The 13,786-nt window shown below is 44.7% G+C and carries 16 protein-coding genes, 1 tRNA gene and 1 other RNA gene; 5 read left to right on the plus strand and 13 right to left on the minus strand.

Translation table 11 applies throughout. The annotated features are described in order from the left end of the window. Positions 1–36 precede the first annotated feature (36 nt). The 5 genes from HYR79_05255 to rnhC all read left to right on the plus strand — a co-directional run bounded on the left by HYR79_05255 (position 37) and on the right by rnhC (position 3,061). On the plus strand, positions 37–528 hold the full coding sequence (locus tag HYR79_05255) for a YajQ family cyclic di-GMP-binding protein (protein ID MBI1821101.1): 492 nt from the start codon (positions 37–39) through the stop codon (positions 526–528). A 50-nt stretch (positions 529–578) separates the two neighbouring features. Next, positions 579–1,277, plus strand: a complete 699-nt coding sequence (locus tag HYR79_05260; GenBank protein ID MBI1821102.1) for a response regulator transcription factor — start codon at positions 579–581, stop codon at positions 1,275–1,277. A gap of 61 nt (positions 1,278–1,338) precedes the next feature. Next, entirely contained in the window at positions 1,339–1,872 is a 534-nt protein-coding gene (gene lepB / locus HYR79_05265; protein ID MBI1821103.1) for a signal peptidase I, read from the plus strand. A 137-nt stretch (positions 1,873–2,009) separates the two neighbouring features. Beyond that, positions 2,010–2,376: RNase P RNA component class A (rnpB, locus tag HYR79_05270), an RNA gene on the plus strand. A 40-nt stretch (positions 2,377–2,416) separates the two neighbouring features. Then, positions 2,417–3,061, plus strand: coding sequence for a ribonuclease HIII (gene rnhC / locus HYR79_05275; protein MBI1821104.1), 645 nt, complete (start codon positions 2,417–2,419; stop codon positions 3,059–3,061). Here rnhC and HYR79_05280 read toward each other — a convergent pair. The 13 genes from HYR79_05280 to hisD form a co-directional block, all read right to left on the minus strand. After that, positions 3,040–3,765, minus strand: coding sequence for a hypothetical protein (locus HYR79_05280; GenBank protein MBI1821105.1), 726 nt, complete (start codon positions 3,763–3,765; stop codon positions 3,040–3,042). The two genes, rnhC and HYR79_05280, sit on opposite strands and share 22 nt — an antisense overlap. Before the next feature lie 35 nt (positions 3,766–3,800). Beyond that, positions 3,801–3,874 (minus strand) — tRNA-Ile (locus HYR79_05285). A gap of 8 nt (positions 3,875–3,882) precedes the next feature. Next, complete coding sequence (gene rpoD / locus HYR79_05290; GenBank protein ID MBI1821106.1) at positions 3,883–5,703, minus strand: RNA polymerase sigma factor RpoD; 1,821 nt, start codon at positions 5,701–5,703, stop codon at positions 3,883–3,885. 8 nt (positions 5,704–5,711) lie between these two features. Next, positions 5,712–7,481, minus strand: coding sequence for a DNA primase (locus tag HYR79_05295; GenBank protein MBI1821107.1), 1,770 nt, complete (start codon positions 7,479–7,481; stop codon positions 5,712–5,714). 38 nt (positions 7,482–7,519) lie between these two features. Next, positions 7,520–7,975, minus strand: coding sequence for a GatB/YqeY domain-containing protein (locus tag HYR79_05300; protein ID MBI1821108.1), 456 nt, complete (start codon positions 7,973–7,975; stop codon positions 7,520–7,522). 9 nt (positions 7,976–7,984) lie between these two features. Next, positions 7,985–8,182, minus strand: a complete 198-nt coding sequence (locus HYR79_05305; GenBank protein MBI1821109.1) for a 30S ribosomal protein S21 — start codon at positions 8,180–8,182, stop codon at positions 7,985–7,987. A 316-nt stretch (positions 8,183–8,498) separates the two neighbouring features. Beyond that, positions 8,499–8,846: a histidine triad nucleotide-binding protein gene (locus HYR79_05310; protein MBI1821110.1), complete on the minus strand. Its 348-nt coding sequence runs from the start codon at positions 8,844–8,846 to the stop codon at positions 8,499–8,501. Between the two features lie 101 nt (positions 8,847–8,947). Continuing rightward, positions 8,948–9,622: a bifunctional phosphoribosyl-AMP cyclohydrolase/phosphoribosyl-ATP diphosphatase HisIE gene (locus HYR79_05315; GenBank protein MBI1821111.1), complete on the minus strand. Its 675-nt coding sequence runs from the start codon at positions 9,620–9,622 to the stop codon at positions 8,948–8,950. Then, positions 9,619–10,383 (minus strand): imidazole glycerol phosphate synthase subunit HisF, encoded by a 765-nt coding sequence (gene hisF / locus HYR79_05320; GenBank protein ID MBI1821112.1) that lies wholly within the window; start codon positions 10,381–10,383, stop codon positions 9,619–9,621. Before hisF ends, HYR79_05315 begins: the two co-directional genes overlap by 4 nt. Then, complete coding sequence (gene hisA / locus HYR79_05325) at positions 10,377–11,105, minus strand: 1-(5-phosphoribosyl)-5-[(5-phosphoribosylamino)methylideneamino]imidazole-4-carboxamide isomerase (protein ID MBI1821113.1); 729 nt, start codon at positions 11,103–11,105, stop codon at positions 10,377–10,379. Before hisA ends, hisF begins: the two co-directional genes overlap by 7 nt. Then, complete coding sequence (gene hisH, locus HYR79_05330; protein ID MBI1821114.1) at positions 11,102–11,710, minus strand: imidazole glycerol phosphate synthase subunit HisH; 609 nt, start codon at positions 11,708–11,710, stop codon at positions 11,102–11,104. Before hisH ends, hisA begins: the two co-directional genes overlap by 4 nt. Further along, on the minus strand, positions 11,707–12,306 hold the full coding sequence (gene hisB / locus HYR79_05335; protein ID MBI1821115.1) for an imidazoleglycerol-phosphate dehydratase HisB: 600 nt from the start codon (positions 12,304–12,306) through the stop codon (positions 11,707–11,709). The genes hisH and hisB overlap by 4 nt, the downstream gene beginning before the upstream one ends. Further along, positions 12,303–13,586, minus strand: coding sequence for a histidinol dehydrogenase (gene hisD, locus HYR79_05340; GenBank protein ID MBI1821116.1), 1,284 nt, complete (start codon positions 13,584–13,586; stop codon positions 12,303–12,305). Before hisD ends, hisB begins: the two co-directional genes overlap by 4 nt. Between the last annotated feature and the right edge of the window lie 200 nt (positions 13,587–13,786).

The raw sequence follows: 13,786 nt of genomic DNA on the forward strand, positions 1-13,786 counted from the left end.
ATAATTGTTTTCACAGGCAGGTATAGGAATAAAACTATGGCAGATCAGAATTCATTTGATATTGTCTCCAAGGTGGACCTCCAGGAATTAAAAAATGCCATCGACCAGGCGATGAAAGAGATCCGTCAACGGTTCGATTTTAAAGACAGCATCAGTGATATCACCCTTGAAAAAGAGGAGATGACCATCACCTCCGACGATGCTTATAGACTAAAAAGCGTTATCGATATTTTCCAGTCAAAATTGATTAAACGGAATATCTCGCTAAAGGCGATGGTTTACGGAAAACTCGAAGAGGCCCTTGGAAAAACAGTGCGGCAAAAAGTTACCCTGCAACAGGGGATTCCCGTTGAGGCGGCAAAAGAGATGATCAAAGAAATTAAAAATTCCAAACTTAAAGTCCAATCCCAAATTCAGGCGGATCAAGTTCGGGTTTCAGCGAAAAGCAGGGATGATTTGCAAAGTGTTATCGCTCTCTTAAAGAAAAAGGACTTTGGAATTGATATGCAATTTACCAACTTCAGGTAAATCTTATTTATAAAATTAACAACGAAACCTTTTAAAAAGGAAGACTTCAAATGTCACAAAATATTTTAATTATTGAAGATGAAACTTTAGTATCCGACCTCATTATCACGATTTTGGTGAAGGAAGGGTATTATCCGATTCTGGCAAAAACGGGGGCTGAAGCTTTAAAAAAAATCTCACAGGTCGTTCCCGATTTAATTTTACTGGATATCGGTCTCCCCGATATGGAGGGCCTTGAAATCCCAAAATTTATCCGAAAATCCAAAAAAACGGCTGATCTTCCGATTATCATTATCACAGGCAGAAATACCTTAAAAGACCGCCTTTCCGGGTTTGAACATGGCGCGGATGATTACCTTGCAAAACCCTTTGAACCCCAGGAATTGGTCGCCAGGATCCGGGCCGTCCTTAAAAGAATCCCGGTTAAATCCAAGCAGCCGCAGACCCAAACAACCTATGGAGAAAAGTTATTCATGGATTCTGAGAAACACGAGGTCTGGCATGACGGGAAAGAGGTCTGGTTGACACCCAAGGAGTTCTCCCTTCTTGAATTTTTCATTAAACACATGGGCAAAGTTCAGTCTCGTCAGACCATTTTAAAAGAAATTTGGGGACATGTTTCTGACGATCCTACCCGAACGGTAGATGTTCATGTCCGAAGGCTCCGGGCGAAAATTCCCATTCTCGAAAATGATTTGATTACGATTAAACCCATGGGTTATAAACTCAGAGAGCCCGTTTTATCCTGAAACTTTAGAATCGCTGAACAAAAAGAATCCTTACTCATACTGCGAAGGTTTAACCCAAACTATGGGAAAAAATCGTTTTGTCAAAAAGTTTCTGGAATATGGACAAAGTTTACTTATTGCTTTTGTCCTTTCTATGGTGATTAAGGTGACCGTCGTAGAAGCTTTTGTTGTCCCGACCGGGTCCATGGAACCAACCATCGCTATTGGGGACCGGTTTTTCAGCAACAAATTTATCTATCATTTCAGGTTGCCAAAAGAAGGTGAAATTGTCATTTTTACACCGCCAAGCCAGGCTACGGATAACCCGTCGATCCCTTTCGTGAAGCGTGTCATCGGGATCGAAGGAGACTCGATTGAAATTAAAGATGAAAAGGTTTACGTCAACAACAGGCCGATTGACGAAAGTTATATCAAAGAACATCCCCGCTACCACATGGCACTGATTCAGGTTCCCAAGGATTATCTGTTTGTCCTGGGAGATAACCGGAATAACAGCCACGATAGCCATATTTGGGGATTGGTTCCTATGCAAAATGTAAAAGCCAAAGCCATGTTTCGTTTTTGGCCGTTTAATCGCATCGGATTCGTCTCTTAAATTGAGAAAATGATTGAAAAACCTGACCTGTTGAGAAGAGGTCAGTTAAGAGATTAAGATAGCCCAGATGATCGCTCTCCCTTTTAAAGGTCAGATTAAGCTTTGCTTGATCTGACCGCGGGGTGTGGGGGCATTGGAAGCATTGCTTGCTGACAGGCCCCCACTTCTCATAGGGGAGAGAGGAAAGTCCGAACTCCACAGGGCATGGCGCTGGATAACATCCAGTCCTGGCAACAGGAAGGAAAGTGCAACAGAAAAAAAACCGCCTTTTTGAAAAAAGAGGTAAGGGTGAAAAGGCGAGTTAAGAGCTCACCGGCAGCCAGGTGACTGGCTGGCTTTGAAAACCCCGCCTGGAGCAAGACCAAATAGGGAAGCATGGGATGACCCGTCTAAAGCTTCCGGGTTAGGTCGCACGAGAAAACAGGTAACTGTTTTCCTAGAGAAATGATCATCGCCTGGGTCGCGTAACCGGGAACAGAATTCGGCTTATGGGCTATCTTAATTACTTTTTTCTTCTTTTCCTCTCCATTAAAAGTCACCTATTATGAAACAAAAAGAAACCTGGATTGGAACAGACGAATCAGGAAAAGGGGATTATTTCGGTCCACTCGTCATTGCCGGGGTCTGCCTCAATAAAAGTATCGGGGAAGACCTGGCCGCTTCAGGGGTTAAAGACAGTAAAAAAATGGCAGATAAAAAAATAATAGCGATGGCCCCTCTCATTCGTCAACGCGCGCTATCGGCGGAAGTGGTGGTCATTGGACCGGAAAAGTACAACGAACTTTATCAAAAAATGAAAAATCTCAACTCACTTTTGGCCTGGGGACATGCGAGGGTTATTGAAAATATTCTTTCCAAAGTCGACTGCCATTACGCTTTAACCGATCAATTTGGAGATAAAATAGTGGTTGAAAGGGCGCTCATGTCGCGGGGAAAACAGGTGACACTCGAACAACGGCCCCGGGCCGAAGAGGACATTGCCGTTGCGGCGGCCTCTGTGCTTGCCCGAGCGGAATTCCTGTCAAGATTAGAATCCTTATCCAGAAAGGAAGAAACGCTCCTTCCTCGAGGGGCGTCTGAACAGGTGATCTTGACGGCTAAGGGCTTTTTTAAAAAAAAAGGAATTGAGGGGCTGGGACGGGTCGCAAAACTCCATTTTAAAACAACTCAGGCTGTTTTAGGAAAGTAGATCTCCTGCCAATAAAGAATCCTGTAACAATGAGAACAGGTCAGCATCTTATCGTTTCTTTTAACTTCCGCAATAAGTTGAGGGGGAAGGTTCATGTGACAGCCCGGACAGGTGGTTCCATTTAATGCCAAAATAGCCGTTCCTTTTTTACTCGCCAGCAAGTGTTCGTACTGGGCCAGGATTTTTTTATTCGCCTGGCCTGAAACTTTTTTTCTCTCCTCTTCGAACTGGCTTTTTTCCTCCAACAGCCTGGAGATTTCTTTTTCAATTTCTTTAACCGTTTCCAGAAATTTTGTTTCCTGCTCTTTGAATTCGGCTTCGTGAAGAGCAGCTTCGTTTTTTAAAACTTCCATTTTATCCATCAAAAAAAGCACAACGTCTTCAAGAGCGCCAAGCCCTTTTTTCAAAGCATCGATTTCATTTAAATGAGCTTGATATTCTTTATTGTTTTTGATTTCTTTAAGATGGGATTGTGTTTTTTGGATCCCTTGTTCCTGAATCTCGGTTTCCTTCTCCTTTTCTTTTTTTTCTTTGGCGGTTTTTTCTAATTGGATTTGTATTTCGCGGAGTTTAATTTTGAGGGATTCAAGATTTTGTCCTTCTATTTCTATCTTTTTTTTATACTGCTGTTCTTTCTCATTAAACTTGGACAAGTGGGTATCAATTCTCTGCAGTTGAATTAATAGGCCCATTTCTTCATTCACCGGATAAGCTCCTTTCAACAAAAATTAAAAATTGATGGGCCCACCTGGACTCGAACCAGGGACCAACCGGTTATGAGCCGGTAGCTCTAACCAACTGAGCTATGGGCCCGGAAACATTCACAGGTTCTCCACAAAACTTTTGAGTCTTTTGCTTCTACTCGGATGCCGAAGTTTTCTCAGGGCTTTGGCTTCGATTTGACGGATCCTTTCCCGCGTCACTTCAAAGTCCTGCCCGACCTCCTCCAGCGTGTGATCGGTGCTTTCCCCTATCCCAAAACGTTTTCGTAAAACTTTTTCCTCCCTGGGGGTTAAGGTTTGCAAAACGTTATTGATCTGCCTTTGAAGGTCATAACGAATGGCTGCATCCAAAGGCGAAACGACTTTTTTATCTTCGATAAAATCGCCAAGATGGCTGTCTTCTTCTTCTCCGATCGGCGTTTCCAGAGAGATCGGCTCTTTCGCTATTTTGAGGATCTTCCGAACCTTATCAAGGGGAAGCTCCATTTTCTCGGCAATCTCTTCGGCAGCGGGTTCTCTCCCGAGCTCCTGAACAAGATGTCGGGACGTGCGAATAAGTTTGTTAATCGTTTCAATCATATGGACCGGTATTCGAATCGTCCGGGCCTGGTCCGCAATCGCACGGGTAATAGCCTGCCGGATCCACCATGTGGCGTATGTGCTGAATTTATACCCTCTTTGATATTCGAATTTATCCACCGCTTTCATCAAGCCGATGTTCCCTTCCTGAATTAAATCCAGGAATTGAAGACCCCGATTGGTATATTTCTTGGCGATGCTGACCACCAGTCTCAAGTTGGCCTCTACCAGTTCACTCTTGGCCAATTTGACCCGATGTTCACCTAAATCCAGCGTATGAACGCTCTCTCGTAACTCCTCCCCTGAAACGGAGGATTGTTCTTCGATCTTTTTAATATTTTTCTTCGCATTCCGGTATTGTTTTTCGAGTTCCTCAAGAGAACTTTGGCTTAAACCTGTTTTCTTTTCGATCGCTTTTAAATTTCGCTTGTCCTTGTGCGTTTTTTTAAAGAGTTCAACGACTTCGCTTTCATGATGACACCCCAAACGCCTCCTGGAAGAAGAAATTTCCCGGTCGGACTGGTAGATCCCTCTAACCAGACTTCTCATCTCCCCGACAATTTTTTCAATCAGCTTGGCGTGAAAGTTAATGGTCGCGACCTTGTCGACAATCTTGAGACGAAGGTCTTTGATTTGACCTTTAATTTTTTTTCTCTGCGGAGAAGACTCGCCGACTCGCCTTAATTTTCCATAAAGTTCAAGAAGGGATCTATAGTGTGGTTTTAGCTGCCCGATTTGAGCAATGGCTTTTTCTTTAAGTTCTTCATAATCCTGGTCGGAGACCTCTTCATTTTCCTCAAAATCCTCCTCGGTTGTCACGGTAACGACTTCCAAAATGCTGATTTCATTTTGCCGGAGTTTTTCAGAAAGCGAAAAGATTTCTTTTAAAACGAAAGGCATGCCAAAGACGATGGACGCGACTTCTTTTTTACCGACCTCGATTCTCTTGGCAATTTCAATCTCTTTTTCACGGGTCAAAAGCGGAACGCTTCCAATCTCTCTCAGATAAAGGCGGACAGGATCATCCGTTCGGCTCAAGACTCCCGGAGTTAAATCGATCTCTTTTTCATCTTCGACTTCGACGAATTCTTCCTCAAATTCCTCCAGCTCTTCCACGTCATCTTCTGCTTCCGCGCCCACGCTCTGGAGTCTGCCTTCTTCGGCCGAGTCAACAACCTCGATGTCCATTTCACCAAACATCACCATGATATTATCAAGCTGTTCGGAAGAAAGGATATCCGCCGGAAGAGCATTGTTCAACTCTTCATAGGTCAGAAACCCTTTTTCTTTTCCAAGTGAAATTAAATGTTTTACTTCTTCTAATTTCTCTTCTTTAGACATAAACTCTCCTAAAGTTTTACCTTCTCATTCAAGCCGGCGCGGATTTTCAGCAGGTGTCTGGAAATTTCCGAAACCTTCTCGTGATCCTTCTCTCTTTCCGCCAAAGGAATTTCCTTTTCAAGCTCGATACGTTGCCGCATCATTCTTTTATGAATCAATCTGTCCAGGGATTCTTCCAGAGCCTGAATGGGATAATCATAATCAGGTTCTTTAACGGAAAGAGCCGTCATTAAATCATATAACTTTTCCTCTCCGGAAAATTTCTCAAGAAAATTCCGGAAATTCAATTTCTCCTCAGAGGAATGGTTCTCATACAAAACCTGCATGATTTCTTTAGCCCTAACGTCATTGAAATCAGCTGGGCTCACATAATGAAAAATTCTGTCCGGGGCGATTTTTTCAGCCAAAAGAAAACGAATCACATATTCCTCTTCCAAAGGAAGCGTTGGCGCTTTTTTAACAGGCAAATCTTTTTTCTGCGGATGAAGGCTCTTTTTATTCTGTTGTTTTTTAAATTCTTCCCTCAGGTCCTTTTCCGATACCTCAAGCTGATTTGAAACTTTCATCAGGTAATAGGATTTTTCCACACTGTTGGAAATCCTGCTGACGAGCGGAAGAATTTCTTCGATGACCGCTAATTTTCCTTCGATCTCCGAACCGCTGTTTTTCTGAATCGACGCGTTCAATACAAAATCAAATAGCGGAACGGCTTTTTCAAGACACCGTTCAAAGGGTTCTTTTCCATATTGATCGACAAATAAATCGGGGTCCAGACCTCCCGGAAGCACAACGACAAAAGCTTTGATCCCGGTTTCCAGGAATAGGTCGATGGTTCTTAACGCCGCCTTGATACCCGCCTGATCAGGGTCAAAGATCAGGTAAACTTTCCGAACCTTGCGCCGTATCAGTTGGAGGTGATAATGGGTTAAAGCCGTGCCGCAAGTGGCGACGACATTCTTAATTCCGCTTTGAAAGGGCCGGATCGCGTCAAAATAACCTTCGACGATAATGAGCGAATCTATCTCATTTTTAGTTTTATCCAGCCCATACAACACTTTCCCTTTTTGATAAACCGGCGTTTCGGGCGAATTCAGGTACTTGGGAAGCGCCTGATCCAATACCCGCCCTCCAAAACCAATGCATTTCCCCTGAAGATTGGAAACCGGGAATATCAAACGCCCCCTGAAACGGTCATGATACCCTCCCCCTGAATTATTTTGGGTGATGAGACCCGCTTTTTCCATTTGGAGCAACGTGAACCCTTTTTTTTCTAAGAATTGGCTGCAATGATTCCATCCTGGCAGAGAATATCCGAGTGAAAAATCCCTGATGGAATCGTAAACGATTCCACGTTTTTTAAGGTATTCACGAGCCAACTCGGCGCCAGGATCTTTTAACAACACCTGATGAAAATAATCTTTAGCCGACTCATTGACCTGAATCAGTTCCTGATTTAAAGAGGGGTTTTCGTCCCGTCCCACAGGCACAGGGACTCCAGCCGTTTTTCCCAACTCCTTTACCGCGTCCGGAAAACTCATCCCTTCTTTCAACATCAGAAATTTAAAAACATTACCTCCGCTCCCGCAGCCAAAACAATGGAAAATCTGCTTGGACGGACTCACAGTAAAGGACGGACTTTTCTCTGAATGAAAGGGACAAAGACCTTGAAAATTCTGCCCGGATTTTTTTAAACTGACATACCCTGAAATCAACTGAACAATGTCAATCGATTCCTGAATTCGGAAAATGATCTCTTCGGAAATTGACTGCGATTTCAATGAAACTCGCTTCTTGATAAAAAAAATGATTCTGTTTTCTAAGAGGCCAAAAGCTCTTTCACCATCCGGCTGGCGGCGGCGCTGTCCGCCCTCCCTAGAATTTTTGGTATCAGGATTTTCATCACCTTGCCCATATCTTTGATTCCCGTTGCACCTGCTTCAGAAATAGCCTTTAAAATCAAGGCTTTAACCTCTTCTTCGGTGTAAGGCTTCGGGAGGAAAGACTGCAGGATTTCGATTTCGGCTTTTTCTTTCGCAACCAAATCATCTCTTTTACCTGCTGAAAACTGCTCAATCGAATCATTCCTCTGCTTGACGGCGGAAACGATGACTTCCATCACTTCAGCGTCACCCAGCTCCGTTCCCTTTCCCCGGTCAATTTCCTTGTTTTTAATTGCGGAGCGGACCATGCGAATCACGGAAAGCTTTAAGGCGTCCCCGCTTTTCATGGACGCTTTCATTTCTTCGGTTAATCTATTTTTCAAATCAGACATCAAAGCGTTCTACCGAGCGAATAATTGAGATTTTTTAATTGATTTTTTCCGGGCGGCAATAGCTTTTTTCTTTCTTTTGATACTGGGCTTTTCATAGTGTTCCCGCTTTTTGATTTCAAAGAAAATTCCGGATTTTTCACACTGTTTTTTAAATCTTCGGAACGCATTTTCAAAGGTCTCATTCTCCTTTACTTTTACAACCGGCATTCACCTTTCCCCTCCCTTCTTTCAAATTTCATAAAGAAAAAGTAAACTTTAAGTATAGCAAGTCAAAAACCTCGATGTCAACCCCCTATCATCCCCCAGGAACAGAGATAGGATTTGCAACTCCTTGTTTTGCCTGTCATCGCGAGCGCCCGCAGGGTGCGTGGCGATCTCGGTTCACGATGGCGAGATTGCTTCGCTTCGCTCGCAATGACAACTTTCTATCTCTGTTCTTGGAGACGTTTTGACCCGTGACGGAAACTCCCTCCCATGGCCTGAAAAAACGGCTATTTAAAGAAACCGGGGATGGGCAAGCCTATCACCCCGGAGGCCAGGTCATAAACCGTCCGGCCAACAAATGAAAATGAAGATGATTAACGGTTTGTCCGCCATCGTTTCCCGTGTTAACCACCAGACGAAATCCCTTTTGATCCAACCCTTTTTCTTTCACGATTTTTTGAACGACTGAATAGAGATGAACGATTAGCGGTCCATCTTCTTTTTCCTGGAAATCAAGGAGACTTTCCTTATGAACTTTTGGAATGATCAAAATATGAACCGGCGCCTGGGGATTCACGTCATAAAAAGCCAGGGCTTTCTCGTCCTCATAAACAATCCGCGAAGGAATTTCTTTTTTGATGATTTTACAAAACAAGCATTTATCCATAAGAAACTCCAGTTGCTTCACTTATTCATATTCAGGGGCCTTCGAGAAATTTACTCTCAATGCCCCCGAACCCCGCGTTCCCACTGGCATAGCCAGTTGCTTCACTTTTTTAACCCCGGTTTGCCTTCTCTTTTTTCTAATTCCCGGTAAATTTCATCAACAGAAATGCCATGGTAACCCAACAACACCAGGGTGTGAAACCATAAATCTGCGATTTCCCATATAATTTCCGCCATCGTCCGGTTCTTTGAACTCAAAATGACTTCTCCGGATTCTTCGGCAATTTTCTTTAAAATTGCATCCTGTCCCTTAGAAAATAGCGAAGAAACATAGGAGTTGGGTGACGGATTTTGTTTTCTTTGAGCAATGACCCGGGAAATTTTGTTTAAAATATCCGGGAAATCATTTTGGCCGGCAGATTGATCCTCTTCCTTTTCCTTTAGTTCCCCTTCGGCCCAACTCCGATAGAAACAGGAAAAATGGCCGGTATGGCAGGCGCCGTTTTTTTGATCAACCTTAATCAAAAGAGTGTCTTCATCACAATCCAGCAAAATCTCCTTGACTGTTTGGATATTTCCCGAAGTTTCCCCTTTTTTCCATAGCGCCTTCCGGGAACGGCTCCAAAAAACGGTTTCCCCTGTTTCAAGGGTTTGGCCCAGGGACGCTTCATTCATATAAGCCACCATTAAGACCTGGCCCGTCTGATATTCCTGGATCACCGCCGGAATGAGTCCATCGGCGTCAAATTTTATCTTTTTTAGGATCGTGTCATTCATACCGGCCGGACCGGGACGCCCCTCTCTTTCAAATACTGTTTGGCATCCTTAATGCGATATTGGCGATCATGAAAAATAGACGCCGCCAGAACAGCGTCCGCTTTCCCGATGGTCAGTCCTTCGTAGAGATGCTCAAGGCTCCCGACTCCTCCGGAAGCAATCACCGGAATTTGCACAGCTTCGGCGACGCTGCGGGTTAATTCCAGATCATATCCTTCCCGGGTTCCGTCCCTATCCATGCTGGTCAGCAAAATTTCTCCGGCGCCCATGGACTCCATTTGTTTTGCCCACTGGAGAACATCCAGCGCCGTCTCCCGCCGGCCGCCATGAGTATAAACGCTCCATCCTTTGCCGGAAAGAGCCTTTTTTGCGTCAATTGCCACAACGATACATTGTGTTCCAAAACGTTTTGCGGCCTCCCGTATAAGTTCCGGCTTCTCTACCGCGGAAGTATTAATAGACACCTTATCGGCTCCGGCCAGAAGGGACTGCCGGATATCCTCCAACGACCGGATTCCTCCCCCTACCGTTAAAGGCATAAACACTTCTGCCGCGGTTTCCTCCACCATTTTAAAAAAGGTCCCCCGCCCTTCATGAGAGGCGGTAATATCCAGAAAGCAAATAGCATCCGCTCCTTCCTCATTATAAAACTTAGAGGCCTCAACCGGGCTTCCTGCATCTCTTAAGTTTTCAAATCCAACCCCTTTGACAACTCTTCCGTCTTTGACGTCGAGACAGGGAATAATTCTTTTGGTTAACACGGCACGCTTTTAGTGAGGGCTATGGCCTTTTCCAGGGAAATGTCCCCTGTATAAAGCGCTTTCCCAATGATAACACCTTCGATGTTGTCCATTTTTAAAATGAATTGTATGTCCTGGAGAGTCGACACGCCGCCGGATACCACTAACGGCACCTGAATGGCCTTTGCCATCTCTTCGGTTCTGGCAAAATTAGGACCACTCATCATTCCATCTTTTTCAATATCGGTATAAACGATGGCCGCAATTTCATGTTCGCTCAGTCGTTTGGCATAATCGATTGCTGATTCCCCGGTCACATCCGTCCAGCCGGTAATCGCTATTTTCCCATTTTTGGCGTCGATCCCTGCGACAATTTTCCCGGGATAAGTCTTCGCCGCCGTTTTTAAAAGGTCAAAGTTTTTGATGACCGACGTTCCCAGAATCAGCCGTGAAACGCCTATCGCCAAATATTTTTCAATGGTTTCCAAATCGCGTATCCCGCCCCCAACCTGGATCGGCGTAGGAACCGCCTTCAAAATTCGCTGAATCGTTTCAAAATTAGCGGGTGATCCCGTTAATGCGCCATCCAAATCTACCACATGAATAAATTCGGCCCCCAAAAGAAACCATTTTCTGGCAATCGATTCAGGTTCATCGGAAAAAACCTCCTTTTGATCAAATTTTCCCTGCCTTAAACGAACACATTGACCTTCCTTAATGTCGATGGCGGGAAAAATTTTCATTTCAACCCTCCAAAGTTCTGAAGAAATCTTAATCCCACGGTTTGACTTTTCTCAGGATGGAACTGGCATGCAAAAATGTTATCTCTCCAAATGGAGGAGGTAAACCGGATTCCGTAATCCGTCCAGGAAGCGGTATCGGCCTCTTTCTCCGGAACGCCATAGTAAGAATGGTCAAAATAAAAATAAGCTCCGTCTGGTATCTCTTTAAATAATGGACATTCTGTCTGTCGAACACACACTTGATTCCATCCAATATGGGGAACTTTCAGAGGGGTTGCCGGAAATCGTTTTACAGTTCCAGGAACAACATTCAATCCAGGATGGATTCCAAACTCTTCACCTTTCGCGAAAAGAACCTGAAATCCGACACAAATTCCTAAAAAAGGCTTGCCTCCCTCGATACTCTTGAGAAGGGGCGCCGTTAAACCGCTGGAACCCAGTTTTTCCATGCAATCCGCAAAAGCTCCCACTCCCGGAAGCACGAGATGACTGGCGTTGAAGAGATCCTCGGCGCGGGTAGTGACCATGGCGTCCAATCCCACTTTGGCAAAAGCTTTTTGAACGCTCCTGAGATTGCCCGATCCGTAGTCAATAATTGCAATCATAGGCTCCCTTTGGTCGACAAAACTCCTTTAATCCGGGGATCAACTTGAAGGGCCTGGTCGAGCGCTTTTCCAAGCGCTTTAAACACGGCTTCAATGACATGATGAGGGTTCTTCCCGTAAGGAACCAGAATGTGAAGCGTTAACCCGCTTTTCTGGACAAGGGCTTCAAAAAAGTGCTCGATCAAATCAATATCAAATGTTTTAATCTTCTTTTTCTGCAAATTGACCTGATAAACCAGATAAGGGCGGCCGCTCAGGTCGAGAATCACCTGAGCCAGCGCTTCATCCATCGGCACAAAGGCCACACCGTACCGCTTGATTCCCTTCTTATCCCCGATCGCTTCGGCAAGGGCGCGTCCGAGAGAGATGCCGATATCCTCAACGAGGTGATGATCGTCAATTTCAATATCTCCCTTACTTTTAAGGTGGAGGTCAAAAAAACCATGTTTTGCCCACAGGGTTAACATATGGTCTAGAAATGGAAGACTGGAATTGACCTCGCTCTTCCCTGTCCCATCAAGGTTTAACTTGATTCGAACTTCTGTTTCCGCGGTCTTTCTTTCAACGGAAGATTCTCTTGTGGGAGCGCGTTTCATTTCCTTCTAATCTCCATTGAGTGTGCGTGTCCGGTCAACCCCTCTGCATTAGCCAATCGGATGACATGATCAGAAACCCTGGCCAGGGCCTCCCTGGAATACGAAATAATGCTCGTCTTTTTGATAAAATCGTCAACACAAAGGGGTGAGAAAAATCGCGCGGTCCCGCCCGTAGGAAGAACATGGTTCGGGCCGGCCAGATAATCTCCGACGGCCTCCGGAGTAAAATGTCCAAGAAACAACGCCCCGGCATGCTTGATTTTTTTGATATAAACTTCCGGATTTTCGACCTCGAGTTCGAGGTGTTCAGGAGCCAAAAGATTAGCTATTTCAATGGCTTTATCCAAATTCTCAGTCACGAAAATAATCCCGTTGTTCCGCATGGACTCCCCGGCAATTTTCTTCCGCGCCATGGTTTTTAACTTCAATTCCATTTCTTTTTTTATTTCCCGGGCTAAATTCATTGAGGGAGTTAAACAAATGGGATACGCCTTTTCATCATGTTCGGCCTGGGCCAAAAGATCGGAAGCCACATAGGCTGGATTTGCGGACTCATCCGCAATAACCAGGACCTCGCTCGGCCCTGCGATCATGTCAATATCGACCCATCCGTAAACTAATCGTTTGGCGGTGGCTACAAAAATATTGCCAGGACCTACAATTTTATCAACTCTTTTAATGGTCCGGGTTCCAAAGGCCATTGCGCCAATCGCCTGGGCCCCGCCGATAGGGTAAATTTCCTTAATCCCTAGGATGTCCGCCGCCACAAGAATATAGGGGTTAATTTCCCCATTCAACGAGGGAAAACAAACCACCAACGAAGGAACGCCGGCCACCAGAGCAGGAATCGCATTCATCAAAAGAGAAGAGGGGTAAGCCGCTTTTCCTCCGGGCACATACAGGCCGGCTCGATCCATCGGCTGAACCAGTTGTCCGAGCGTAACATTGCCCTCTTTATAACTCCAACTTTCTGTTTTCTGACGCTGGTGAAAAGAAATAATCCGGTCGGCGGCAAACTTTAAACTTTCCACAACCCTGGGATCAGCTATTTGATAGGCCTGTTTGATCTGTTCCCGGGAAATTCCAAAATCTTTCTTCTTCAAATTCAGATGATCGAATTTTTTCGTGTATTTTAAAACCGCGGCATCGCCGTTTTTCTTAATATCCTTCAGGATCGATCTGACCGTTTTTTCAACCGGCTCTTCAGATAATTCAAACCGGTTTAATAATTTATTCAGCCGGGCTTTATAAGCGGTTTGTTGATAAGAAACAATCTTCATTTTTTTGCTCCCACAAAACAGGGGCAGGCTCCCGTACCTGCCCTGGGCAACCACGGGGAGTTGCCCCTACAAGAAACATGTCACAATTATTTTTTCGTTTGTATTATAGCAAACGTAATAAGTAATGTGTCATTGCGAGGAGCGGAGCGACGAAGCAATCTATTGAAACCATTAGAGATTGCTTCACTTCGTTCGCAATG

The sequence above is a fragment of the Nitrospirota bacterium genome (genome assembly GCA_016178585.1).
GTDB lineage: Bacteria > Nitrospirota > Nitrospiria > JACQBW01 > JACQBW01 > JACOTA01.